Here is a 23,885-nt window from a genome sequence, read left to right on the forward strand (position 1 = left end):
GGGTGTTGCAAAAAACGCTGAGCCTAGAGATATGGTCTATAGCCTCCCACCCCTGTCATGGCTTCGTGCGTTCGAAGCTTCGGCTCGCCTTGGCAACTTTACCCGGGCGGCAGAAGAACTGTTGATTACACCGGCAGCGGTCAGTTACCAGGTGCGTCAGCTGGAGCAGAAGCTTGGCTATCCGCTCTTTGAAAGGGTTCACCGTGAACTCGTCCTCACAAGACTGGGCCAAACCTATTTGCCCAGTGTCGAAAAGGCGTTCTCAGACCTTTCCATCGCCACGGTCTCGGTTTTCGGCGAACGGGATCGCAAGCCGGTCCGTTTCCGCTGTCTGAACAGTTTCAGCCAGCTGTGGATGATCCCGCGTTTGAAGTCGTTCCAGCAGGCTTTTCCGGAAATTGAACTGCAAATGATGTCGGCGTCTTGGGCCGAAACGCTGAACCCGGATCTCTTCGACATTGATATCCGCTTTGGCGACGGCAGCTGGCGGGACGGAGCTGTTGAGTTCCTGTTGAACGATCCGATCGTCCCCGTTTGTCATCCTCAATTCTCGTTTGACGTCAGGGAGAGGGATCTTGATACGCTGGCGCATGCCTCACGGCTCGACATCATGGGCGTGATAGACACCTGGGAGAGCTTTTTCAGGGCTTTCGGGCATCCTGCGCCACGACGGACCGGGCTTCAGGTGGACCAGACGCTGTCTGCATTGGAACTGGCCGCTCTCGGCCATGGTCATGCTCTCGTGCTTGAAACGCTCGCGCAGCCCTACCTGGAAACCGGGCGGCTGGTTCTTTCCTGTGACAGGAAAATTAAGAGCCGCCACAGCTACTATCTGGTCACCTCCGGTCCGCGGCAGGGTCTGGGGTCAGACGCTCAGATTTTTTGCAGCTGGTTGATCGGTGAGCTGGGAGCCAAGGATCTGTGACCGTTCATCAATCGACCGAAAAGGTGAATTGAAACAGCCTTTCGATGGGATCCAGGGGTTTGGGGTCGCGGTATCGGTTGATGTCAAGAAGTCCGGCCTGGACAGCACTCTGCTCGTTGAGGCGGGACTGGACAAGATCGTAGGTTTCCCAGAACCGGGGATCGGTTCTGCGCACACCATATGTCTCTACCACCTTAAGATAGTCCTGTTGGCTGCGGATGGACATGACATCCTCAACAAAGGCGGGGACGTCTTTTGCATCCATTCTGAATGCGAAATTCGGGTAGCTGCTGAACTGGCCCGGCACGATTGTAAGTTCGTCCTCTTCCGGTTCCCGCCGCAGGTCTTCGTTGAAGATAAATGCAACATTGCTGTGGGCCATATCGTGCGCAATCGTGAAAATGTCCTCCGTCTGCCCGTCCTCGATAATGAGTATTGAAATGTCGGGCAGGAATTTCACGAATGGAGCAGGATGTCCGCTCAGCGGACGCAACTGACCGGCGACAGTGGTCTGCTGCGCGCAATTATTGCCGTCGCAACGGTTGATAGGGTCGCTCGCTGGCCAGAGATCGGGTTCAGTCTTGAGCAGTTCAGACAGGAATTCGGACTTGGGATGGTCCGTTTTGAAGTCAACACCTGTTGGTGTCTCGGTATCGAGAGGACTTTCCTTCCATTGATCGATCAGTGTGGCGAGTGGTCCTTCGTACCAGCTGTCATGGAGTGGTTCCCTGACGTCGGGTGGCATGAAATACAGGAACATCCTTTCACCCTCGCGGCGAAGATTGTCCATGTACATCCGGGTCGTCAGCTGGTGCTCCACATTGCCGAAAACATCAAAGCCTGCGACGAGGTCGTAGTAGACCCTTTCAAACAGGGGAAAGTCGATTACCCAGGCTGTTTTCGGAAAGGCTCCCTGATACCCGGTCACCACCGAGGCGGAGGAAAAATTCCGGTAAATCGTCAGCCGTGCATCGATGTTGGTTCCATCGCCATCCCAGATATCAGAATACCCGAGGCCGCCGTCTGTCCTGGCTTTTTCGGCATAGCGCTTTTGCCGGAAGGCCTGATACTTGACGGGCCCAACCAGAAGAAAACTCTTGAGGCGCTCTGTTATCTTGTCGTCCGAAACGGCGACCGGAAGTTCGAGGATCGGAATCGCGTCTTGAAGGTAGGTCGGATCGGTGACCGACAGATCTGAAGCGGGGTCCAGGAACGATATCCAGAATCGATCCTGGATAACATTGACCGCAACCTGCCCGTAGCAGACGGGACCCCGAATGAAGGTGCGCACGAAAAACAGCGCATCGTCCAACAGGAACTGGTACCGGCTGTGTGGCGGAAGTGCCTTGAATGTGGAAAGGGGGTTCCCGCCAGCCTCCTTGGAGTAGGACGGAAGCTCGTCAATCGTCCAGTCGTTCGAAAGGAACAGGTCCTCGAAGCGGCGCAGCCGGTTCTGACCGATCTCGTAGACAATATGTTCCTTGTGGAGAATTGTGCCATCGATCGGAACCAGCCGATAGAAGAAGCGACCTCCGGGGTCATCGAACGGACGGCGGGAGGGGATTTCATCCGGTTCGGAGCCTGGTGCCGAGCTGGATCTGATGAGGCGGAAGAAACGCCGTGGACTGTCACCTTCAATGTAGAGATGCGCCAGAAAGAGATGTTCGAAAATGTAGCGGGCAACAAGTTTCGATTTGAGCGTCTCCCTGTTGAAGAAAGCCTCAACCCTGCGGACTTCGTCTGCAATGTTCTGGGGAATGACCGTTGCGCTCGTATCCGCGGGGGCACCATCGGATGCCCAGGCGAGAAGACGACGATAGTCCTCGTCGGGAAGCGGAGCGGTTCCGAAGGGCATGCCGGCGAAAGGGTGATCAGCCAAAAAACCGCTAATTTCAGACGGTGTCGGGCAGCTGTTCTTTCTCAGCGGGCTGATGTCGAGGCTGTCGGGCAGGGCAGCGCCCGGTTTGAAATCCTTGCTGCGTCCGGCCTTCAGGAGCTGCTCGAGCATGGACTGGTGCCCGCTGCCGCCGGTGACCGAAAAAAATCCTTTTTCACGCCATTGGGGAACCGTCCTCGCATCAATGCCGAGCCGCGTCATCGGCGCATCTTCAAGGCGCGAGGAATCGTACACCCTCGCCTTCGTGGCGCCGCGTTGCCATCCGTCTGCCGATGAAAGTTTCAACTGGCAGGGCGCATCATAGCAGCCATGGCAGACAACACAGCGTTTGTTGAGAACATCCTGGATCGTCGAATGGGATGAAGCTTCCTTCGTGTCACTCGCCGAAGCAGAATCGATGACAGCAAAGATCAGGGGCAGCAGCAGAAGACAGAGCATGCCATGGATCTTTCCAAGACTGGCAACCTGCCGAATTAGTGAAAGAATCCTGCGCCGCATGCTGCATCTATCCCCCGTCTTCGTCCATTCTTGGCCGGGTCTGCCGGGTGGGGTCTTCAGGTCCCTTGTATGCGTAAAGATAGGACCAGGCCGCGTAAAGTGCGACAGCTCCGACGAAAATTGCCCATCCGGAATTTCCGAGAGCGTATTCCATCACTGCCCAGCCACCACAAAATACGACAAGCACAATGCGTCGCCACAACGGATCTAGCCAGGGGTGTTCTGCAGGTCCTAACACAGTTTTGCCTTCCTTCCGGGTCATGCGGGCTCGATCATTTCATCGGACGCGCCGAAACTGTCAAGACCGTCAATTTAACGCAAGGTGAATGGCAAGGGCTTGCAAAATCAAGCAAAACTTGCTCACCGAAGGTTGATTTCGTCTTGAATCCGCCGCGTGAACGCGAGAAGGTGAGCGCAATTCGGACCAGAACACGCAATCCTTTCAAAAGGGAGCTGGCGATCCGCGATGCTGACAACGCTTGATCTCCTGACGGCGAACGACACGCCGGGATGCCACGCGCCTTCTTACTACGCTGCGACAGCAAATGCGATGACGGCTCACCCGCGGCTTGATGAAACGCTGAACTGCCAGGTCTGCATCGTCGGAGGAGGCTACACCGGCCTGTCCGCTGCCCTTCATTTGGCCGAGAAAGGGCTGGATGTTGTACTTCTGGAAGCAAACAGGATTGGTTGGGGGGCTTCAGGGCGCAACGGCGGGCAGGTTGGATCGGGTCAGCGTGTGGAGCAGACCGAGCTGGAGCAACGTCACGGACAGGCGCATGCAAAACTCCTGTGGGGTCTGGCGGAAGAGTCAAAAGCTCTCGTCAGGGGGCTGATTTCGCGTCATGGCATCGCCTGTGATTACTCCCCTGGCATTCTTCATGCTGACCACCGAAAGTCATATGTCGAGGAGAGCCGTGACTATGTCGAGCATCTGCGGCTCGTTTATGGCTATGAGGACATCCGGTTCGTCGATGGTGACGAGATAGGGCAACATGTCGGCAGCCCGCGTTATTTCGGCGGATCGCTCGACCTGGGCGCCGGACATCTTCATCCACTGAACTTTGCGCTGGGGATCGGCGGTGCCGCCCAGGCCGCCGGTGCGAAGATTTTCGAAGAAACGAGGGTCAACGGGATTGATGGCAAGGGTAGCGGGCGGATTACGGTCAGGACGGCAACGGGCGACGTCAAGGCCGACCACCTTATCCTGGCATGCAACGGCTATCTCGGCCGCCTCGATCGCCAGACGGCTGCTCACGTCATGCCGATCAACAACTACATCGTGGCGACAGAACCTTTTTCCGAAGAAGAAGCAAAGCAGCTCATTGGAAACAATGCCGCCGTTGCCGACAGCAAGTTTGTCATCAACTATTTCCGTCTTTCCGCGGACCGCCGCCTCCTGTTCGGCGGTGGTGAAAATTACGGCTACAGGTTTCCGGACGATATCAAGTCCTTTGTCCGTGCTCCCATGCTGGAGATATTCCCGCAACTGAAAGATGTCGGCATTGACTATGGCTGGGGAGGCACGTTGGCGATAACGCCGAAACGCATGCCCTATTTTGCAAGGCTGGCCCCCAACATGCTGACTGCGACGGGCTATTCAGGGCACGGTGTCGCCATGGCGACCCTTGGCGGACAGATCCTGGCAGAGGCAGTATCGGGGACCGCCGGTCGGTTCGATGTTTTCGACAAGCTGGAAATTCCCTCATTTCCGGGCGGGGATCGTCTGCGGTTTCCGCTTCTGGTTCTGGCAATGACATGGTTTTCGCTTCGCGACAGGCTCGGGTTTTGACATGTTGCAGCAGAGCAGGACCCCGCGCGAAACGATAGGCAGCTATTGGGAGGCAAGCGTCGACCACGTGCGTCAGGACCGGCAGCTGATCGGCAATGCGCATTTTGATGTCGCTGTTATCGGGGCTGGTTACGCCGGTCTCAGCGCGGCGTTGAAGCTTGCAAAGAGCGGACTTTCGATTGGAGTTCTGGAAGCCGAACATGTCGGTTTTGGTGCGTCCGGACGAAACGGAGGTTTCTGTTGCCTGGGTGGAACGAAACTCGATGCACGCCAGCTGATCAGGAGGTTTGGGCTTGATGAGGCGCGGAAATTCGCCGCCTATCAGGTCGCGGGGATCAATCTTGTCGCACAACGGCTCGAAAACTGGGGTGTCGATGCAGACTGTCACTCGAAGGGAGAAATCTATCTGGCGCATCGCCCGAAGGATCTTGCAAGCCTGAAGGAAGAGGCGGCATTCCTCAAGGATAACTTCGGCATCAGGACCCGCGTTCTTGGAAAGAGTGAACTGGATTCGGAAGGGTATGGCGGTCCGGAATTCCATGGTGGCCTGCATATGCCATATGGCTTTGCCCTCAATCCGCTGAAGTATCTACTCGCACTCGGTGATCAAGTGCGGCAAGCTGGTGGTCGGATCTTTGGCAAGTCACCGGTCACTGGTGTGAATCAGGATGGTGAGTGCTGGCGCCTGGAAACGGAGCATGGATACGTCAGGGCCAAAAAGATCGTGCTGGCAGGCAACGGTTATGCCCGTGAGACCGTGCCGAAATGGTTGCATGGCCGCACGTTGCCGGTCATGTCATCCATCCAGGTAACGCGTCCGCTGAGCGAAGGAGAGCTGTCCGATCAGGGATGGACCGCGGACACGATGGCTGCAGATACAAGAAGACTGCTGCATTATTTTCGCCTGCTGCCCGACAGACGGTTCCTGTTTGGAACCCGCGGAGGGATCTTCGAAAAGGCGCCCGCGCTGACAGCCATGCAAAAGCGCGCCCGCAACGACTTTGAGACCATGTTTCCGGCATGGGCGCATGTCGAGACGGAATTTGCCTGGCACGGCAATGTCTGTCTCGCGCGCAACCTGACGCCATTCGTCGGGGAAGTCCCGCGCATGGACGGCATCTACGCGGCCATGGGCTGGCATGGCAGCGGAATAGCGATGGCGTCCCTATCCGGTGAGAAGATCGCCGGTCTGGTAACCGGCTCTCTGAGACGGGACGATCTGCCGTCTCCTCTGCAAATTCCGTTTCGAAAGTTCCCCTTGCCGGCCTTCCGAAAACTGTATCTGCAAGGCGCCTACTGGATTTTCGGGTGTCTTGACCGGTAACGCAACCAGCCGGTTAATCAGCCCTTCCGGAAATCTATTTGACCTGGATGATGTATTTGTTGGTCACGTTTCGGATCTTTGCAGAACCGTAGTCGTACATGTCCATGGTAAAACGGATACGGAAAACATCCTCGCCGCGAAATCCCCGGTTCGGTTTGTAGACCACAATGGTGCCCTTGACAGGTCTGCCAGCGCAGCGCCCGGCTTTTTCGCTGAGTTTCGTATCGATTTGCTGGAAAGTGACTTTGCCGTTTTTGGGAGCCTGGGTGATTTTCATTTTCGGAATTACACCACTCTCGCATTCTGGACCATAGGTGGCATGTGCACCCACAGCGGACGTCTTGTTCGCCGGGACCGTTTCCCGGATCGTTTTGGCGAGGCTAAAGGTGGAAAACAGGGCTAGGAATATGAAGCCGAGTAGAATGCGCATTGTCTGACCTTGTCATTATTATCGAGTGTAACTTGGCTAAAAGACACCCTTTTTAATTGCAATGACTGATGCTGTTTGACGCGTAAAAATAATCACGTGTTGCCAAGATGCAACTCTGGATAGGTTGCTCGGGTTGTTCTATCCGGAAGGCCAGCGGTTCCCGCATTGATTTGCCAGGTGCCCGGCGACTTGACATGCATTCGACATACGGCTTGGCAAAGATCAATGCCGCTTTTTACTGGCTGCGCTTTATTCACGGAAACAGGTGGGAGAATGCAATGGCGGCCAAATCGAAGCAGGATCTCCTGTCACTTGCACTGAAGGAATTTGAAAAACTCTGCCGGTTGCTTGATATCCTGCCTGCCGGTCTTCGCCTTGAACTGGACGATGAAGGCGTTTCGCCCAAGGACATAGTCGCTCATCGGGCGCACTGGATCGACCTGTTCCTTGGCTGGTATCTGGATGGGCAAGAGGAAAAGACAGTTTACTTTCCCGCCGAGGGGTACAAATGGAACGAAACAAAGCGGTACAACGCCGACCTTCGTGCTCGGCAGAAGGGGATGACCTGGACAGAAGCAGTTGCGCTGCTTGAACGTAATCACAACAAGCTGCTGCGATTGATTGAGTCCCTGTCTGACGATCAGCTCTACAGCGCACCGATGAAAGGCGCCAACAATGCCTGGCCGACGGGCCGTTGGGCGGAAGCAGCGGGACCGAGCCACTATCGTTCGGCAACAAAGTATTTGCGCCAGGGGATCAGGCGGTTCAATTCCAAGCCCCAATAAGGTGGGAACTTTGCCGGGTTGTCGTGCATGACGGTTCAGCCTGGAGCTCAGGAATTCCGGCGGACGACCGCGACGTTTACTTCGCTCCAGATGTCAAAGCCGAGCTTGCGGTAAAGTGCAATCGCGCCATGATTGTCTGCATAAGCGTGAAGAAATGGTTTGTCGCCGCGGCTCCGTATGACTTTGGCAATGTGAAGCGTTAGGGCGGTTGCCAGTCCACGCCCCTGAAAGTCCGGATGCGTGCAAAGACCGCTGATCTCCGTGTAACCTTCAAGGTTCAACCGCGTGCCGCCCATGGCAGCCAGCCGATTGTCCAGTTTTACGCCCCAGAACGTCCCGAGTTCCGGGGTGCGTCTGGTGAAAGGGCCTGGCTGAGTGAGGTCCGCAAGTGCGACCATTTCCGGAATGTCGTCACTCGACAGGGGCACGATCATGGGAGCGGAGGCTTCAGGTTCCCGGGCGGTTTTTTCCATCATCAGAACGCCAAGTGCGGTCTTGTCCGCGACCAGCGTTTCGGGAAGCGTGATCTGTTCAGCCTGTAGCAGGAAGACCGGTTTGTCGCCGGGGCAAATCAGCTCTGTCAACGCTGCGAGCGCATCTGCCGAATTGTCTTTCGAGGCTGCAAACGGCGAAATTTCTGGATCGAACCTCCGAGCGAGCGTTCCCCGCTTTGAAAAGTGATCCTGGCGGGTCGTGAGAGCAGACCAGACAACTCGGTTCAGCAAACTGGTCATGTCATGGCACCTGCAGCGTTCCGGGATAAAAGTAATTCATAGTGTTCGGCCGTCTGGTCCCAACGCTTCAGAACTTCCTGTGCAGCACCGGGAACATGGCTTCTTGCATAATTCGGCCCCTGAAAGGCAATGACATCGTCAATCGAGCGAAAACTCATGATGGTTTTGAATTCCACTTCATCTGTCAGATCGCGTCTCAGAACTTCAATGCCGAGATAACCTGGAATGGTCTTGGCCTCGATGCCGGGAATGACCGTATCCGTCAGGATACCGAAGTACCGATCGGCGTTTTCATGCGTCGTCCAGCCATGCCAAATGCGTTTGATCATCGGGGGTCCTCCATCTCCTGTGCCAATCGACTCCAGTCGGGAAGGGAATCCGAGGAGCATCGTTTCCTGAGGGGTTGCTCGTCAAGCGCGTCTTCCAGTTGGGAAAGCTGTTGCAAAAGCGACCCCTCCAGTCCTGCACAGGCATCCTTGACCGCCAGCATGACTTTGGGCCACAGGGTCTGCTGCAGATGCCAGACGAGCGCAACGCCGCGGTCGGTCAGTGCAATTCTGTTGACACGCCGGTCTTTTTCATCCGGCTGGCTCTCGACAAGCCCTGCAGCCTTCAGCTTGTTGACCATGCGTGTGACTCCGGGCTGGCTTTGTCCAAGCGCCTCTGCAAGATGACCGATACTAAGGGAGCCGTTTCGATCAAGAGTCGCCAGTACCGGATTGAGCGACGCGGACAACTCCGCCTTGGCAACTTCGTTGCTGATTTCCTGTGTTTGCGACTGCAGTTTTTCACCGATCCGTTTCAGCCTGCTGCCAAGTGTGCCGTACCCGAGTGATCGGACAACATCTTCAATCATGTTAGGCTCCATAAACATAACTAGTAATATAATCAGTTATATAAATTAATCAACTTGACAATTCGATTGTTTGATATAACCTTTAAGTTATGGAACAAGTTGGTTATATGTCTGGCAAACCTGGCCTCGATGCAGTGTTTTCCGCCCTGTCCGACCCGACTCGCCGGGCCATCTTGACGAAACTGGCTTCGGGCGAGGCGTCGGTGAACGAACTGGCCGAGCCGTTTGAAATGAGTCAGCCCGCTGTGTCGAAACACCTCAAGGTTCTTGAGCGTGCAGGTTTGATAACGCGTGGAACCGATCGTCAACGGCGTCCGGCCCGTCTCAACGCGAAGCCGATGAAAGAGGCGGTCGCCTGGCTTGAGGAATTCAGAAAATTCTGGTCCTCCAGTTTCGACCAGCTCGACAATCTTCTTGAAGAACTCAAAAACACCGATCAGTGGGAGTAAATTAATGTCATTGCCTGAATACATTCTTGAAAGACGTTTCAATGCGCCGCGCGAACTTGTCTGGAAAACCTGGACCCAACCGGAATTGCTGGCCCGTTGGTACGGGCCCGGTATTGAAACGGTTATTCACAAACTGGACGTGCAGCCGGGAGGTCTCTGGCTGAACGAGATGAAATTCGGCGGCGGCTCCCACTTTCAACGCGTCGAATATACTGAAGTCGTCGAGCCTGAAAAACTTGTCTGGCTACATTCGGTCTCCGACGCGGACTGGGAAATCTCAGCAAATCCGATGATGCCCGACTGGCCGCGCACTCTCCTGACGACCGTGACCTTCATACAGGCTGGAGATCAGACCGAAGTACGCCTCATCTGGACACCCCATGAGGCGAGCGAAGCGGAAATAACCTGCTTTGCCGGAGCCATCAGTGGCCTCGACAAGGGTTGGGGCAAGGGCATGGAAATGCTGGCGGACCTGCTGGAAGAATTACAGGGCTGACGATCTCGGGCGGCACTCCTGGAAACCGAACCTGCTGTGCCGTCCCGGACCCAAACAGGACAGGTCCCTTTGCAAAAGCTGCCCCGGCTCGAGGTCGGGGTGGCGTCAGATGACACGAAGTGTGGGGCCAAATCTTTTTGCCACGTTGGCGCTGCAAGCCGGTCAGTATCTAGTCGAACTCCGGTCCACGCGCTCGGTAGGGCGTGATTTCCTTCCAGGCCTTCATCAGTGTTTCCAGCTCTTCGTCGCTATGATGCGGCATGATGATCTGGGGTTTGACAAGAAGGTCGCCATGGCCGTCGTTCTTGTTGGGCAGGCCCTTGCCTTTCAGGCGCATGGCCTTGCCGCTTGACGTATTTGGCGGAATGGTCAGGTTCACGGCACCGGAAAGCGTTGGTGTGCGGACCTTGGCGCCGAGCACTGCCTCGTAAAGCGTCAGCGGCAAGTCCAGGTGGAGGTCGGAACCATTCACCTCGTAGAGCGTGTGTGGCCTGATCCGGATCTCGACCATCACGTCGCCTGCCGGACCGCCGTTTTCACCTGGATGACCCTGGCCTTTCAGGCGAATTTTCTCGCCTTCCTCGACACCCTTCGGCAAGGTCACGTTGACTGTCTTGCCGCTCGGCAGTGTGACTTGGGTCTTGCCGGAGTTGACGATGTCTTCCAACGACACGCGGGCAATGATTTCGGCATTTTTGCCTTTTGCTTTGTGCGGCGTTTTCGTGCGCGCACTGCCACCGGCAAAGCCAGCGCCTGGCCCGGCGCCGGGACCGCCTCCCGGACGGTTGCCGCGACCGCCGAAGCCGCCGAAGATGTCGTTCAGGATGTCGTCGAAGCCACCAGCGCCGCCACCAGTGCTGCCGCCGCCCGCCGACCTGTGGCCGCGTGCACCGCCTGCAGCGCCAAAGTCCTCAAATCCGGAAAAGCCGTCAAAGCCCCTCGACTGGAAGCGCTGCTTGCCTTCCGCGTCGATCTCACCGTTGTCGAACTTGGCGCGCTTGTCCTTGTCGCCGATGATTTCATAGGCTTGATTCACTTCGGCAAACTGCTGCTGCGCCTTCGGATCGTCCTTGTTCTGATCCGGATGGTATTTCTTGGCCAGCTTCCGAAAAGCCTTCTTGATCTCGCCCTCGCTGGCGCTTTTCGCCACACCGAGAACGCTATAGGGATCTCGCATTCACATCACCAGGTTTCTAAGATTCTCCAGCCTGTCGCCTCACGCATAAACGCTCCGGACACATGACCTGCTCCGAAGCGCGCGTTTTCCTGAGACAATACTTGACCGAACTTAACTACTATATCGGAACGAAGAGGGCAAAATTCCAGTCCTTCGCCTCCAGCAACAAAGCACTTCCTTATGAGGCGATTTGATCGGCTGATCAAGCGTCGGCGACGCTGAGGGCTGTCACAGCGAATTTCTGGCTGATATCCCGGCAGGCCGTTCCGGAGTAAAGCCTGATGCCGGCAATTGTGTTTGCCGTCGTCTGGAAGGAAAGGCACCCTGTTTCAGTGAGTCCGTCAGCCTTGATGCTTGTCACGGTGCCTGAATTGCCACTGATCGGATTCAACCAGGACAGCAGCACGTCCTGGCCGGCGTCATAGTTGTCCAGGGTCTGGTCAAGCGAATCGAGGTTTTCTGCAATGACAGCACGATCTTCCGCGTTGACGTCTGTATAGGCCTGATCGGTCGAGGATGGAATCGAGCCCGTCAGGACAGTGGGCGTATCCACATTGTTGCTGCCTATCGGAACTGTAACCTGTGCGCAGCCTGCAAGCAGGCTCCCAAGCAGCGCAATGATGCCCATAAAGGGCTGGATCTTGTTGTACGTGAGAGTATATGAACGCATACGAAACAACTTACGGACAGCCTCCAAGCTGGCATGTTCTTGCCGTGCTGCAGGCGATCGAATTCTTCGACAGGTAACCTATGACAGACCTCAAGCATCCCTCTGAAGAGTTAACAAAAGGTGACTTCGCGGAGGTCAAGAAACCATTTGATCTTTTTTCTGAATGGCTTGAAGACGCCAAGGCATCGGAACCCAATGATCCGAATGCCCTTGCGCTTGCAACTGTTGACCCGTCCGGCTTGCCTAATGTGCGCATGGTCCTTTTGAAAGACGTCGATGATCGCGGCTTCGTGTTTTACACGAATTTCGAGAGTGCGAAGGGCAGGGAACTGCTGTCGTCCGGCAAGGCCGCAATGTGCTTCCACTGGAAGTCACTGCGACGTCAGGTGCGCGTGCGCGGCGTGGTCCATCAGGTTACCGTCGATGAAGCGGACACTTATTACCAGTCCCGTCCGCGCGGCAGCAGGATAGGTGCATGGGCGTCAAAACAGTCCCGGCCTCTGGAAAGCCGTTTCGCTCTGGAAAAGGAAGTTGCCAGGTTCACCGCGAAATTCGGGATCGGAGACATACCAAGGCCTGAATACTGGTCAGGCATGCGGCTTGAGCCGACATCCATCGAATTCTGGCACGACCGGCCATTCAGGCTGCACGATCGAATTCTGTTCACGCGCGAGGGTCCCGACCAGCCCTGGGACAAGGAGCGGCTATATCCTTGAGCGAAACAGCGATCGGCATACGGACGTGACACGGATCTAAAGCAGCCGCTTCCAGCGGAAAAACAGAAATGTTGCGATCACGGACGCAAGCATCAGACCGAGTGCAAACAAAAATCCCTGTTCCCAGTTGAGTTCGGGCATGTTGGCGAAGTTCATGCCATAGATTGAGGCGATCAGGGTAGGGGGCAGGAAGACCAGACCCAGGACCGTAAAGATTTTTGAAATCTGGTTCTGTTCAAGTGTGACCAGCCCGACAGTGGCGTCCAGCAGAAAGGCAAGTTTGTTGTCCAGGGCGTCTGCATGTTCCTTGATTGACCGGATATCGCGGCCATAGGTCTTCAACTCGGTTACCTGCTCCTCGGTCAGGGTGAGCCTCTTCGCGTGGGTATTCATGAAGAGAAGGGCGCGTGACAGGCTCGTGCACACATCATGCATCTTGGCAACGTGCAGGCCGATTTGCCCAAGTTGTTTTATCACCACCTGATAGCTGGCCGTTTTGCGCATGTTGAGCCCGTCGCCGAACACCTGGAGAGCCAGGTTGTCGTAACGGGACGATGCGCTTTCCATTTCATCTGCGCAGCGGTCGACAATAATGTCGAGCAACGCAAAGAGCACGGCCGGTCCCATATGTGCGATTGTGGTGTCAGACTGAACTTTCTTGGACAGAATGGAGATTGACTTGGGTTCCCCGTAACGAAGGGTCACCAGCCGTTTGGCACTCAGGACAAAAGTGACGGAGGACAGGATCGGATCCAGCGTCCGGGTCGCTATGGGCATCTGGGCCGTCATGACGACCGCGCCGGGCTCCACGTAGAGTCGCTCGGAAGTTTCAATCGACGCGATTTCTTCGCGCGTTGGGATTTCCGCGCCCATCAGCTTTTCAGCAGCCTTCTGCTCTTCGCGTGTCGGTGCGACGAGATCTATCCACACCGACGTCGCAGGCAGGGGAGCCTCAGCTGCGAGTTCGATACGTTCGAGGCCTTTTACGGACGGGCAATAGGCAATGATCATCAGGGCAGTCTCCGATGGGACAGGGCATGCCGGTGGTAACCGGCGAAAAAGTGCCAGGGCCTGATGAGTTGCGATCGTGTCGGATGATTGCCCCGAGAGCAGCAACCGGCATGAGCGGCGGCGGCATGAACAGCCAGTACGATCCGGTTGATCCGACTGGGGCAGCTTCGGGGCGAGAAGCACGTCGCAGGGGCAATCGGCGCAACGGATCAGGCAGTCACTCGAAAGGGACGGCCAGCTGTTTTCGCCTGTTGACGGACTGCGGCTTGCTTCGAAATCACGATGAATTTCGATTCTCAATAGACCTTGTCGGCGGCAGTTTGCCTAACAGATCGGGACACGGCAAGCTCAGCGGTACCTGATGAAGAAACCGGTTGAGGCCGGCTGAGGCCGACAAGAGGTCTTGAAATAATCGGGCGCTGAAAATTGCGGCCGGTTATTTGTTTTTCTTCGTCGCTGCGCCTGCGTTCTTGCAGAGTGCTGCGGCGTTCAATGCGGCAATGCCGACTGGCTTATATTGATTAATCAATTTGGCTCCCGCCGGAACTTTGGCGTTCGGGTGGGATGTTTGTTCAGACATTTTTCCAGGTCCGTTATCTTATCCAGTTCCCGCTAACTGGCAATTGGGTGCGCGGATAACTGCGGGCCGCGTGCATGTCGTATCCAATTGCGGCATTCCAAGGGCGAGTTTCTCGCCAATTCCATTTTTTCCGCAACCGGCATAGAAATCATGCGCTTATTTAGCCATTTCAGCCAGTCAAATTCTATAACAGGATGTAACGTAAGGGGAGTGAATTTGAAGTATATCGTTAAGTAAAGATTAACTTTCTTCCATTTTTGCTACTTATGAGGGTATAAATTCATAGTTGCTACACCAGGTAGGACCTGTAACTTCTTGGCGGCCTGCCGCGAAGCGCACAGAATCCGCCGACCAGACAGCGTGCCAGGGTCAGAAACCCAGTCAGCACAAAAATTGCGAGCCCGACAAGGATGAGCGAGGACGACAGATCAGCCCCCAACAGGATCAGCAGACCTCCCACACAGCAACCGATCACCAAGAGAGCGATCGTTGTGCGGATGTAATAAAAATGCGCAAATACGCTTTGTTCTGCAGGTTCGGAAAACCGCATTGCAATGAACAGCGCCAGAGGAGCCAGAAAAAACGTCAGGATAAGCGCGTAACAAACGAATACGTTTCCAAGACTCGTTGCAATCGGCCCTGCGACTCGTGCGTTCACATTCGGCTTGTTCAGGTTTGCCATAAGGTGCGCTTCATTTGGCGGTTGACGGGAAATCGGTCCAGTAATGTTCACCCTGCTTGGTCAGGGCTCCAACTTGTTGCCGGTTGCGAAAATGATTCTTGAACCTGACCGACCGAATTTATGATGAGCTGATTGCGGAAGTGAAGTTCAAAATTGACAATTTGCCTGTAAACAAGAAAACAAATCTGGTTTTGCCGATCACGGCCTCATAGCATGGCCCGCGATGCAGGTTGGAAAGAAATGAAGCAATACGCCGTTTACAAAACAGCATCGGCGCCGGTGAGCCGGACCATTGGTGCGATAGCGCTTGCCATCGCATTGACCGCTTTTGTTGCAAAACGGTTCGGTCTGGTCGATGCGGATGTATTCGTTCTTTCCCTGACTTGCGCTGCAATTTTGGCCATTGTCGCGATCGTGGCTGCCTTGGCGGCATTCCAGCGCATTTGGAGCTATGGTGGACCTGGCGTCTCTGAAGCGTTGATCGGGACGTTCTTTGGTGTTCTTGCCCTCGTGCCGCCGTCTATTGTGATCGGAACACTTGTCGCCAGTCCCGGGGCGAATGACATTTCTACAGACAAGATCGATCCTCCTGAACTCAAGTCAGAGAAGATCGCATCGTCGCAGCCGTTTCTGAACTGGGCGACTGTCAAGCTGGAAGAAAACGTTTGGCCATTGGTGTCCGGACTTTCGATCTCCCCGTCTTCTCAAGGCAGAGATCTGTCGAGAAATTCTGCTGATATTGTGCCTCGCCGATACCGGATTGCTCCTGGCCAGCTACACGTTGCCGGCGCCAAGGCGCTGGAAAACCTGAACTGGACCGTGGTCGACGAATTGCCGCCTGACCTGCTGGATGCGGCAACGCGATTACAGGCTGAGGGTGTAACGCGTTATCTCGGATTGAAGTTCGACGTTGCGCTCCGCATCCGACCCGATCAGGTCGGTGCGCTGCTGGACGTCCGCTCGCGTTCCAGAACCCCGTTGCAGGATCTTTCCACCAACGCGGGCCAGATCAGAACCGTATTCGCCGAAATCGATCGCGTTTTGCTGGAAACTTACGGGGATCTCGCACGGCTCTCCGTTGAGGAGGGCGAACTGGAAGACGAACTGACACCTGAAATTGTAGAAGATCCGCGAGAAGTTGTTCCTCTGCCGGGCTTCAAACCCTATTTCGGGGATGACGAGTTATCGGCTCCAGATGATCCGGATGCGACCGACCTGGAGGGTTAAGGTCTTCAGGCGGTTCTTTTGTAGCCTGCTGTCAACGAGAGGTCTGGACGTGCCGATACCAGACCGCGTTCAACGAGATCTTCCAGGTGTGCATAGACGGACAGACCTGCTGCGGGATGCAGCGAGGGATCGACCTCTGCATAGAGCTCCGCGACGATCTCCTTTATCGTCCGTTCACGCTCCGAAACCGTCGCCAGGATCGATGCCTCACGGTTGAGGCGGTGCTGTTTCAGATCGAGGACATAGGAATGTGCATCATGGATGCGACCGCCATGCCCTGGAAAATAGGTATTTTCAGAACGGTCAAGCATCTTTTCGATTGAAGTCATGTAATCCCGCATCGCGCCGTCAGGTGGCGCGACGATCGAAGTCGACCAACCCATAACGTGATCGGCCGACAAAATGATGTCCTCGCCCTGGATTGCGAAACATAAGTGGTTTGCGGTGTGTCCCGGAGTTGCGATTGTCTCGATGGAGAATTCAGTCGCCGTGAATGTTTCACTGTCCGTAAGTAGCCGGTCCGGAATGTGTTCTTTGTCGCCGCTGCTGTCGAGCGGATTGACCTCGCCTTCGAACAGGTCGCGAGCTGCACGATGCGGTCCGCATCCTACGATCGGGGCACCGGTCTCGTTCTTGAGCAAACGCGCGCCGGGCGAATGGTCCATGTGTGTGTGGGATACAAGGATTGCCTCGATTGTGGCACCATCAGCTGCCTTCAAAATGGCGTTCAGGTGACCTGGCAATGCCGGGCCGGGGTCGACAACCACAAGCCGGCGCGATCCCAGCAGGTAACTGTTCGTTCCCCGGAAGGTGAAAGGGCCGGGATTTTCAGCGGTCAGGCGCCGGATGCCGGGGGAAATCTCAACGGGAGTTCCGTATTCCGGATTGAAGTCGCGGTCGTGTTTCATTGAGGGCCGGTTGCAGAAATTTGACTTTTTCCCGAATGAACCTCAAGCAGTTCGGTGGGGATGGCAACCATTTTCGTCAAATTCAGGCAGGCCGGCTATTGAAGTCGGGGCCGCGGCGGGCCCTTGCGTCATGTATATGACTTTCGAATCGGCTAGGGCAGCCAAAATTCGATTGAAGACGGAAGGGATCTCATAGGTCGGCCGTTTTCAACTCGGCAAGGTTGCCACTCTGTCCAATTTCGAAGGCGAGCCTCCCGGGACAGGGAACTTTGCCTGCCAATGGGTTACAGTGATTCGAAATAAAATGTGTGCAGCAGCAGAAACTTGGTGGAACAAGAATGGCCGATGAACAGGAATGCCGCTTTGACTTTTTGCTGGACTTGCCGCGGGATCGGGCATTCTCGCTGTGTGTTGACCGGCTCGACGCATGGTGGGTCTCACCTTTTCGAAATCCGGGCGAAGGACAGGTGGAGCCGGGGATCGAGCCATGCGTTGGAGGCAGCTGCTTCGAGATCGACGGCAATGGAAGACAGCGCATCTGGGGAACGGTGCTGTCGATAGAACCCCCGATTTATGTTCGTCTGGCCTGGCAGGTTTCCCAAGAGGGCGAGGAAATTGCCGATCCCCTTACGGCCAGCCGCGTTATGGTCAACTTTCGCGAAGCCGGTGAAAAAACCCGCCTTGAAATTGTTCATAACGAATTTCTTCGGCACGGCGAAAAAGGTGAGCAGTATCTGGTGCAGATGCAGCAAGCTGACGGTTGGCCACGGATAATCTCGAACCTGAAGACCGCTGCTGCAAATGTAAGCTGGCGATAAGCGTGCCTTTTGCATTTATATACAAATCAAATGGTCTGTCGCCTGCCTGACATGCTTGGTGTGGTAATTGGGCTGGCACCAGCAGCGAGTTGCCCTATTTCGACCTTGCAAATTATTGAGGCGTCGAAATAGTGTCAACCAAACGTGGTGTACCCCACAGGTTTCCAAACTCACGCTTAGATCCATGTCTTCACCATCATCATTAGAGGATGCCACTGAGCCTCAAATTGCCGCCTCGCCATTTACGAGGATCGGCGAAGCCAGATGGATTTTGCTGACGGCATTCTGTTCTGCGGTCGTCGCCGTTGTCGTTTTTGGTGTCCCATTCTGGCCGGCAGCAGGTGCAGTCCTTCTCATGACTGCGGTTGCCGCCTTTGTTCCAAGGCGGTCCGTGAGCCGACGCGTCAAGTTGAAATCACAGCGCGAGTTGCGGCGGATGTGGCCGGGAACCGGAATGAAGGTGACGGTGGACGCGCTGCCAACGCCGTGTTTCGTTGCCGACGGACGCGGAATTACGCGTTACGTCAACGCTCAGGCACTGGCAACCTATGACGGGGTAAAGCCGGGAGACCCGTTGTCGTTTTCCCTGCGTGCGCCTTCTTTGCTCGAAGCGTTTGATCGTGTCTGCAGTACAGGTGGAGAAGAACGCATAAGCTGGATAGAAAAAGTACCGACGGAATCCTGGTACGAAGCTCATATCGCGCCGATTTACATGCCTGGATCCGGCAACCAGGAACGCTTGCGAGAGCGCCCGGATTTCATTCTTGTCGTTATCCAGGATCTGACGGAAAACCGTCGTCTGGAGCGGATGCGGACAGACTTTGTCGCGAATGCGAGCCATGAGTTGCGCACACCTCTGGCCTCCCTGACCGGATTTATCGAAACCCTCCAGGGTCCCGCCAGAAACGATACCGAAGCCCAGGAACGCTTTTTGTCGATCATGCTGGATCAGGCGGGGCGCATGCGCAGGTTGATTGACGACATTCTTTCTCTGTCCCGCATTGAGCTAAAAGCACATGTTCGCCCTGCTACGGTAGTTGATCTCACCGAGATTATCCGTCACACGGCTGACGCGCTCTCACCGCTGGCAAGGGACCTGGAGGTCGAAATTCGCATCGATGTGCCCGACATTCCGGTCAGGTTGAAGGGCGATCGGGATGAACTAATTCAGGTGGTCGAAAACCTGATCGAAAACGCCCTGAAATACGGCAGCTCCGGCAAAGTCGTTGATGTGCGCGTGTACGAGCAATCCGTTGATCAGGACGCGGACTACTGGGTTCTCTCCGTTCGCGATTACGGAGAGGGAATACCACGCGAACACCTTCCAAGACTGACGGAACGATTCTATCGCGTGGACGTTGAATCGAGCCGGGCCTTGAAGGGGACTGGTCTCGGACTTGCAATCGTAAAGCACATTCTCACCAGGCACCGTGCGCGTATGGAAGTGGAAAGCAACCCCGGCGAGGGGGCGGAATTCAGGATAAAACTCCCGGCCCTTGAAAACACGGATGGTTCCGCCGAAAAAATATCCGCCTGACGGGTTTCAAAACCTGTGTTTGCCTCTGTGACTATTGAGCCGGGGAGGGCTGACGTCCTCACCTTGAGCCTCGACAGCTAAAAAAACCTCGCGCTTCCGGTCCTTCGCGCGAAGATCGGGAACGACACTTGTTGTCGTGCCACGTGCATTCTTGTTTCCACGCGACGCCGGAATGTCAGGTCATCGGCGAGTTAGACTGCGCAAGGGGCATTCGCCGATTCTGGTGCAAGCGCTGCGCTATCTCCGGCGTAAAAGGGAAAAAGCAAAAAATACTTATATTTATCAGATAGTTAAATTGTCACAAAACTGAAAAAGAACTGTCATAGAACTCTCATCCATGGGGCCTAGGTTCCCGGCATCGCTCGAGCATTCTAGGGCTCGGCGATCATCTACAAACCTTGACATTCAAAGGGAGCGGTCAAGTGAAATTTACGACCCTCGTTAGTGCAACCGCCCTGGCTGTTGCTTCCACTGCATTCGTCGGCGCGGCCCAGGCACGCGACCAGGTTCAGGTTGCCGGTTCTTCCACCGTTCTGCCATACGCTTCCATCGTTGCTGAAGCTTTCGGTGAAAACACCGATTTCCCGACACCGGTTGTCGAGTCCGGCGGTTCTTCCGCTGGTCTGAAACGCTTCTGTGAAGGTGTTGGCGAAAACACTATCGACGTCGCAAATGCTTCCCGCAAGATCCGTGAAAAAGAAATCAAGGCATGTGCGGAAGCTGGCGTCAAAGACATCATCGAAGTCCGTATCGGTTACGACGGTATCGTTTTCGCGTCTCAGAAATCCGGTCCCGCATTCACAGCCTTTCAGCCGGCCGACATCTTCAATGCTCTTGGCGCGAAAGTTCTGAAAGACGGCAAGCTCGTCGACAACCCGAACAACACCTGGGCCGACTTCAATGCCGATCTTCCGTCAGTTGAAATCGCAGCATTCATCCCGGGTACCAAGCACGGCACCCGCGAAGTGTTCGAAGAAAAGGTGCTGGCCGTTGGTTGTGAAGCCACTGGCGCCTTGCAGGCCATGATAGACAGTGGCATGTCTGAAGACGATGCTGAGGACGCTTGTATCGATGTTCGTGCAGACGGCAAGTCCACTGACATCGATGGCGACTACACTGAAACTCTCGCTCGCATCGACTCCAACCCGAATGGCATCGGCGTCTTCGGCCTGGCGTTCTACGAGAACAACACCGACAAGCTTAAGGTTGCCACCATGGGCGGAATCGCGCCGACGACCGAGAGCATCGCTTCCGGCGAGTATCCGGTTTCCCGTCCGCTGTTCTTCTACGTCAAGAAGGCGCATATCGGCGTTATCCCGGGCCTGAAGGAATACGCCCAGTTCTTCATCGCCGATGAAATTGCTGGTGCAGACGGCCCGCTTGCCACTTACGGTCTGGTTTCCGATCCGGAACTGGCAGCCACTCAGGCTTCCGTTTCCAACGAAGAAACGATGAAGTAATCGAGTCCCTGCTCGAAATTCGGGGCGGCATATTCCGCCGCCCCTTTTTCCTTTTTGGACCTTTTTAAAGCTTTCCCGGGGGAGCAAATGTCCTTGTTCTGGCTCATCTTGATCGTACTCGCCATAGCCGTGGTTGGGTATGTTCTCGGGCGGGCGCGAGCCATGTCCAGTGCCGGGGGAGTGCGTTCCGCGCTGCACTCCCTTCCGTCTTATTACGGGGCGAACGTAGCAATGAAGGCTGCGGTACCCGCCTTTCTGCTCCTGATTGCCTGGCTGCTTGCGCAGCCGTTTTACGTCAACAGCGATATTTCGGCGATGATCCCGGACAGTGCGATCAGCGAAGGGTCATCCCGCGGGCTCGTCCTGGCTGAAGTGCGCCGTGCTGCGCGCGGTCTCGATAATGCTGTTGCCTCCGATGTCATAACGGAAGATTTCGCCCGCAACGCCCGCGCAGACTTCAACGACGTCACCGCGCGCCTCAAGGAAGCCGGCCAGATCGTTACTTCCGACATCACACAGCCCGTCTTGCGTGCTGCGCAGCGCTATCGGGTTCTGGCCGCTGCAGGCAATTTCTATATGACAATTGCCGTAATCCTGGTTGCAATTGTCGGCGCTCTTTGGGCTCTCAGGGAAACCAATGCACAGTTCAGAGCGCGGAACACCGTTGAAAAAGGCGTGCAGGCAATTCTGATTGCGGCGGCGTCCATAGCGATCCTGACAACCGTCGGTATCGTTTTATCGCTCGTGTTCAACACCATAGAATTCTTCAAGCTTTACCCTGCCGCTGACTTCTTCTTCGGATTGACATGGTCCCCAAGCTTCTCCGGTCGCGGCGGATCTTCCGAGCTCGGCATTATTCCGCTTCTTTGGGGTACATTCTACATCTCGTTTGTGGCTCTTGCGGTGGCTGTACCGATCGGGCTGTTCGCCGCGATTTACCTGTCCGAATATGCGGGCCCCAAGGTACGCGCTGTCGCAAAGCCGCTGCTGGAGATCCTTGCAGGTATCCCGACCATCGTATACGGCCTGTTCGCTCTGCTGACTGTAGGTCCGCTTCTCATGTCGGTGTTCGGCGACAATGGCTTCGGTATCATGAAAGCCGGAACGGCGGTGATGACAGCCGGTCTGGTCATGGGCATCATGTTGATCCCGTTCGTGAGTTCGTTGTCGGACGACATCATCAACGCGGTTCCGCAGGCTATGCGCGACGGATCATACGGTCTCGGCGCAACGAAATCGGAAACGGTCAAAAAGGTCGTGCTGCCGGCAGCCCTGCCGGGCATTGTCGGAGCCATCCTGCTGGCGGCCTCGCGCGCCATTGGTGAAACCATGATTGTGGTTCTCGGAGCAGGGGCGGCAGCGCGGCTGAGCCTCAATCCTTTTGAAGCAATGACCACAGTGACAGCCAAGATTGTCAGTCAGCTGACTGGTGATGCGGATTTTGCTTCTCCAGTCGCGCTTGTGGCGTTCGCCCTTGGCATGACCCTTTTTATCGTAACTCTTGGCCTAAACATTTTCGCGCTCTACATCGTGCGCAAATACCGGGAGCAGTATGACTGATGACCGATACAACGATTTCTCCCAAGGTTGCCGAAATGCCGGCAGATCTGCCCTTCAAGTCCAAGTCGCTCTATGAAGTTGATGACCTGACCCGTAAGCGAAATGCCGCCGAAAAGAGGTTCAAGGCCTATGGCGTTGCTGCGATTGGAATCGGCCTGTTTTTCCTGGTGGTTCTTGCATATACGATTATCAGTGAAGGCATTCCCGCCTTTTCAAGGACGATTGTTGAAGTTGAGTTCAGTCTGACGCAGGAGCAATTCGACGAAGCCGAAGGCCAGCTCTTCAAGACAAAGGCCTATGAGCAGATCTTTATCGGAGCGCTTCAGGGCCAGCTGCAGGAGAGCGGTGTCAGTGTCCCTTTTGATGCCGCTACTATTGAGCGCATCGTCGGCAAACCTGGAAACACGATCAGGACATACTTCACGGCCAATCAGGACAAGCTTGGCGATACCGTGGGCTTCGAACTCGCGGCGTCTTCAAGAGTTGACGGTTACATGAACGGCCGCGTCACTCGCGAGAACATGACAGACAGCCGGTTCCTGCAGAAAGCCGACCTGGACCTTGTGGATATTCTGGTTGATGCCGGCGTTATCAAGACGGTGTTCAACTGGAATTTCATCACTGGAGCCGACTCCGGCGTGGATAATCCGGGCGCTGCCGGTATTGGTGCCTCGGTGGTCGGGTCGTTCTTCATGATGCTGGTCGTGCTGTTCCTGTCGCTCCCGATCGGTGTGGCAACGTCAATCTATCTTGAAGAGTTTGCACCTCAAAACAGGTTTACGGACCTTATTGAAGTGAACATATCGAATTTGGCCGCTGTTCCATCGATCGTGTTCGGCATTCTGGGTCTGGCCGTGTTCATCCAGTTCATGCATCTGCCGCAGTCGGCTCCGATCGTTGGCGGACTTGTTCTGACGCTTATGACGCTCCCGACAATCATCATTTCGACCAGAGCGTCTCTCAAGGCGGTTCCGCCGAGCATCCGTGATGCTGCGCTGGGTGTCGGAGCATCCAAGATGCAGGCGATTTTCCATCATGTGCTGCCCTTGGCGATGCCGGGAATTCTGACAGGCACGATCATCGGGTTGGCACAGGCACTTGGCGAAACAGCACCGCTGCTTCTTATTGGTATGGTCGGCTTCGTCGCACGCGGTTACCCTGAAGGCCTGATTGCCGGCTTCACTGATCCAAATTCGGCAATGCCCGCTCAGATTTACACCTGGGCGGCGCGAGCGGATTTTGCATTCTATGAAAAAGCATGGGGCGGTATTGTTGTCCTCCTAATCTTCCTCCTCTCAATGAATATTCTCGCGATCATCCTGCGCCGCAGGTTTGAGCGCCGCTGGTAAGGAA

The 23,885-nt window shown here is 55.5% G+C and carries 25 protein-coding genes; 13 read left to right on the forward strand and 12 right to left on the reverse strand.

What is annotated here, in order from left to right:
• Positions 1-31: 31 nt before the first annotated feature.
• Positions 32-925, forward strand: a complete 894-nt coding sequence (locus ACO6TI_RS13230) for a LysR family transcriptional regulator (protein ID WP_055111393.1) — start codon at positions 32-34, stop codon at positions 923-925.
• Positions 926-932: 7 nt separating this feature from the next.
• Here the strand turns inward: ACO6TI_RS13230 and ACO6TI_RS13235 are convergent, their stop codons facing one another.
• Together ACO6TI_RS13235 and ACO6TI_RS13240 are read right to left on the reverse strand one after the other, a co-directional pair.
• A complete protein-coding gene (locus ACO6TI_RS13235) occupies positions 933-3,320 on the reverse strand; it encodes a fatty acid cis/trans isomerase (RefSeq protein WP_422385078.1) in 2,388 nt (795 codons plus the stop codon).
• Between the two features lie 7 nt (positions 3,321-3,327).
• Positions 3,328-3,558, reverse strand: a complete 231-nt coding sequence (locus tag ACO6TI_RS13240) for a DUF3329 domain-containing protein (RefSeq protein ID WP_208992518.1) — start codon at positions 3,556-3,558, stop codon at positions 3,328-3,330.
• A gap of 228 nt (positions 3,559-3,786) precedes the next feature.
• Between ACO6TI_RS13240 and ACO6TI_RS13245 the strand changes: the two genes are divergently transcribed.
• Both ACO6TI_RS13245 and ACO6TI_RS13250 read left to right on the forward strand, forming a co-directional pair.
• Positions 3,787-5,112 carry an NAD(P)/FAD-dependent oxidoreductase gene (locus ACO6TI_RS13245; RefSeq protein ID WP_409855178.1) on the forward strand — a complete coding sequence of 442 codons (1,326 nt, stop codon included), beginning with the start codon at positions 3,787-3,789 and terminating at the stop codon, positions 5,110-5,112.
• A gap of 1 nt (position 5,113) precedes the next feature.
• A complete protein-coding gene (locus ACO6TI_RS13250) occupies positions 5,114-6,436 on the forward strand; it encodes an NAD(P)/FAD-dependent oxidoreductase (protein WP_422385079.1) in 1,323 nt (440 codons plus the stop codon).
• A gap of 34 nt (positions 6,437-6,470) precedes the next feature.
• On the opposite strand, the gene ACO6TI_RS13255 is transcribed toward ACO6TI_RS13250, so the two are convergent.
• A complete protein-coding gene (locus tag ACO6TI_RS13255; RefSeq protein ID WP_422385080.1) occupies positions 6,471-6,866 on the reverse strand; it encodes a hypothetical protein in 396 nt (131 codons plus the stop codon).
• 278 nt (positions 6,867-7,144) lie between these two features.
• Between ACO6TI_RS13255 and ACO6TI_RS13260 the strand changes: the two genes are divergently transcribed.
• On the forward strand, positions 7,145-7,651 hold the full coding sequence (locus tag ACO6TI_RS13260) for a ClbS/DfsB family four-helix bundle protein (RefSeq protein ID WP_422385081.1): 507 nt from the start codon (positions 7,145-7,147) through the stop codon (positions 7,649-7,651).
• Positions 7,652-7,698: 47 nt separating this feature from the next.
• Here the strand turns inward: ACO6TI_RS13260 and ACO6TI_RS13265 are convergent, their stop codons facing one another.
• The 3 genes from ACO6TI_RS13265 to ACO6TI_RS13275 are packed head-to-tail and all read right to left on the reverse strand — an operon-like array spanning position 7,699 to position 9,241.
• Positions 7,699-8,385 (reverse strand): GNAT family N-acetyltransferase, encoded by a 687-nt coding sequence (locus tag ACO6TI_RS13265; protein ID WP_422385082.1) that lies wholly within the window; start codon positions 8,383-8,385, stop codon positions 7,699-7,701.
• Entirely contained in the window at positions 8,382-8,714 is a 333-nt protein-coding gene (locus tag ACO6TI_RS13270) for an antibiotic biosynthesis monooxygenase (protein ID WP_422385083.1), read from the reverse strand. The genes ACO6TI_RS13265 and ACO6TI_RS13270 overlap by 4 nt, the downstream gene beginning before the upstream one ends.
• Positions 8,711-9,241 (reverse strand): MarR family winged helix-turn-helix transcriptional regulator, encoded by a 531-nt coding sequence (locus ACO6TI_RS13275; RefSeq protein WP_055111406.1) that lies wholly within the window; start codon positions 9,239-9,241, stop codon positions 8,711-8,713. Before ACO6TI_RS13275 ends, ACO6TI_RS13270 begins: the two co-directional genes overlap by 4 nt.
• A gap of 107 nt (positions 9,242-9,348) precedes the next feature.
• Between ACO6TI_RS13275 and ACO6TI_RS13280 the strand changes: the two genes are divergently transcribed.
• Positions 9,349-9,690 (forward strand): ArsR/SmtB family transcription factor, encoded by a 342-nt coding sequence (locus tag ACO6TI_RS13280; RefSeq protein ID WP_055112634.1) that lies wholly within the window; start codon positions 9,349-9,351, stop codon positions 9,688-9,690.
• 4 nt (positions 9,691-9,694) lie between these two features.
• A complete protein-coding gene (locus tag ACO6TI_RS13285; RefSeq protein ID WP_422385084.1) occupies positions 9,695-10,186 on the forward strand; it encodes an SRPBCC family protein in 492 nt (163 codons plus the stop codon).
• A 169-nt stretch (positions 10,187-10,355) separates the two neighbouring features.
• Here ACO6TI_RS13285 and ACO6TI_RS13290 read toward each other — a convergent pair whose 3' ends face one another.
• Both ACO6TI_RS13290 and ACO6TI_RS13295 read right to left on the reverse strand, forming a co-directional pair.
• Positions 10,356-11,363: a DnaJ C-terminal domain-containing protein gene (locus ACO6TI_RS13290; RefSeq protein WP_055111410.1), complete on the reverse strand. Its 1,008-nt coding sequence runs from the start codon at positions 11,361-11,363 to the stop codon at positions 10,356-10,358.
• Positions 11,364-11,565: 202 nt separating this feature from the next.
• Positions 11,566-12,033 carry an RT0821/Lpp0805 family surface protein gene (locus ACO6TI_RS13295; protein WP_209003656.1) on the reverse strand — a complete coding sequence of 156 codons (468 nt, stop codon included), beginning with the start codon at positions 12,031-12,033 and terminating at the stop codon, positions 11,566-11,568.
• Between the two features lie 80 nt (positions 12,034-12,113).
• On the opposite strand from ACO6TI_RS13295, the gene pdxH reads away from it, so the two are divergent.
• The gene (gene pdxH, locus ACO6TI_RS13300) at positions 12,114-12,749 is read left to right on the forward strand and encodes a pyridoxamine 5'-phosphate oxidase (RefSeq protein WP_055111414.1); all 636 of its coding nucleotides are present in this window, start codon (positions 12,114-12,116) and stop codon (positions 12,747-12,749) included.
• A gap of 36 nt (positions 12,750-12,785) precedes the next feature.
• Here the strand turns inward: pdxH and ACO6TI_RS13305 are convergent, their stop codons facing one another.
• The 3 genes from ACO6TI_RS13305 to ACO6TI_RS13315 form a co-directional block, all read right to left on the reverse strand.
• Positions 12,786-13,760 (reverse strand): magnesium transporter CorA family protein, encoded by a 975-nt coding sequence (locus tag ACO6TI_RS13305; protein WP_104703447.1) that lies wholly within the window; start codon positions 13,758-13,760, stop codon positions 12,786-12,788.
• 436 nt (positions 13,761-14,196) lie between these two features.
• Positions 14,197-14,340, reverse strand: coding sequence for a hypothetical protein (locus ACO6TI_RS13310; protein ID WP_172670762.1), 144 nt, complete (start codon positions 14,338-14,340; stop codon positions 14,197-14,199).
• A 289-nt stretch (positions 14,341-14,629) separates the two neighbouring features.
• On the reverse strand, positions 14,630-15,022 hold the full coding sequence (locus ACO6TI_RS13315; protein ID WP_422385085.1) for a hypothetical protein: 393 nt from the start codon (positions 15,020-15,022) through the stop codon (positions 14,630-14,632).
• Between the two features lie 240 nt (positions 15,023-15,262).
• Here ACO6TI_RS13315 and ACO6TI_RS13320 point away from each other — a divergent pair, with 240 nt between their 5' ends.
• Positions 15,263-16,249, forward strand: coding sequence for a DUF1499 domain-containing protein (locus ACO6TI_RS13320; RefSeq protein WP_055112636.1), 987 nt, complete (start codon positions 15,263-15,265; stop codon positions 16,247-16,249).
• Positions 16,250-16,254: 5 nt separating this feature from the next.
• Here the strand turns inward: ACO6TI_RS13320 and ACO6TI_RS13325 are convergent, their stop codons facing one another.
• Positions 16,255-17,157, reverse strand: a complete 903-nt coding sequence (locus tag ACO6TI_RS13325) for an MBL fold metallo-hydrolase (RefSeq protein ID WP_422385086.1) — start codon at positions 17,155-17,157, stop codon at positions 16,255-16,257.
• Positions 17,158-17,495: 338 nt separating this feature from the next.
• Between ACO6TI_RS13325 and ACO6TI_RS13330 the strand changes: the two genes are divergently transcribed.
• The 5 genes from ACO6TI_RS13330 (at position 17,496) to pstA (ending at position 23,881) form a co-directional block, all read left to right on the forward strand.
• Positions 17,496-17,975: an SRPBCC family protein gene (locus tag ACO6TI_RS13330; protein WP_055111424.1), complete on the forward strand. Its 480-nt coding sequence runs from the start codon at positions 17,496-17,498 to the stop codon at positions 17,973-17,975.
• A gap of 355 nt (positions 17,976-18,330) precedes the next feature.
• Complete coding sequence (locus tag ACO6TI_RS13335) at positions 18,331-19,512, forward strand: ATP-binding protein (protein ID WP_209012184.1); 1,182 nt, start codon at positions 18,331-18,333, stop codon at positions 19,510-19,512.
• A gap of 422 nt (positions 19,513-19,934) precedes the next feature.
• Complete coding sequence (locus tag ACO6TI_RS13340) at positions 19,935-20,972, forward strand: substrate-binding domain-containing protein (RefSeq protein ID WP_104703442.1); 1,038 nt, start codon at positions 19,935-19,937, stop codon at positions 20,970-20,972.
• A gap of 87 nt (positions 20,973-21,059) precedes the next feature.
• Positions 21,060-22,532, forward strand: coding sequence for a phosphate ABC transporter permease subunit PstC (pstC, locus tag ACO6TI_RS13345; RefSeq protein ID WP_104703441.1), 1,473 nt, complete (start codon positions 21,060-21,062; stop codon positions 22,530-22,532).
• On the forward strand, positions 22,532-23,881 hold the full coding sequence (pstA, locus tag ACO6TI_RS13350; RefSeq protein ID WP_104703440.1) for a phosphate ABC transporter permease PstA: 1,350 nt from the start codon (positions 22,532-22,534) through the stop codon (positions 23,879-23,881). Before pstC ends, pstA begins: the two co-directional genes overlap by 1 nt.
• Positions 23,882-23,885: the final 4 nt, after the last annotated feature.

Origin of the sequence: Roseibium album (assembly GCF_965233825.1) — a bacterium.
Taxonomy (GTDB): Bacteria; Pseudomonadota; Alphaproteobacteria; order Rhizobiales; family Stappiaceae; genus Roseibium; species Roseibium album.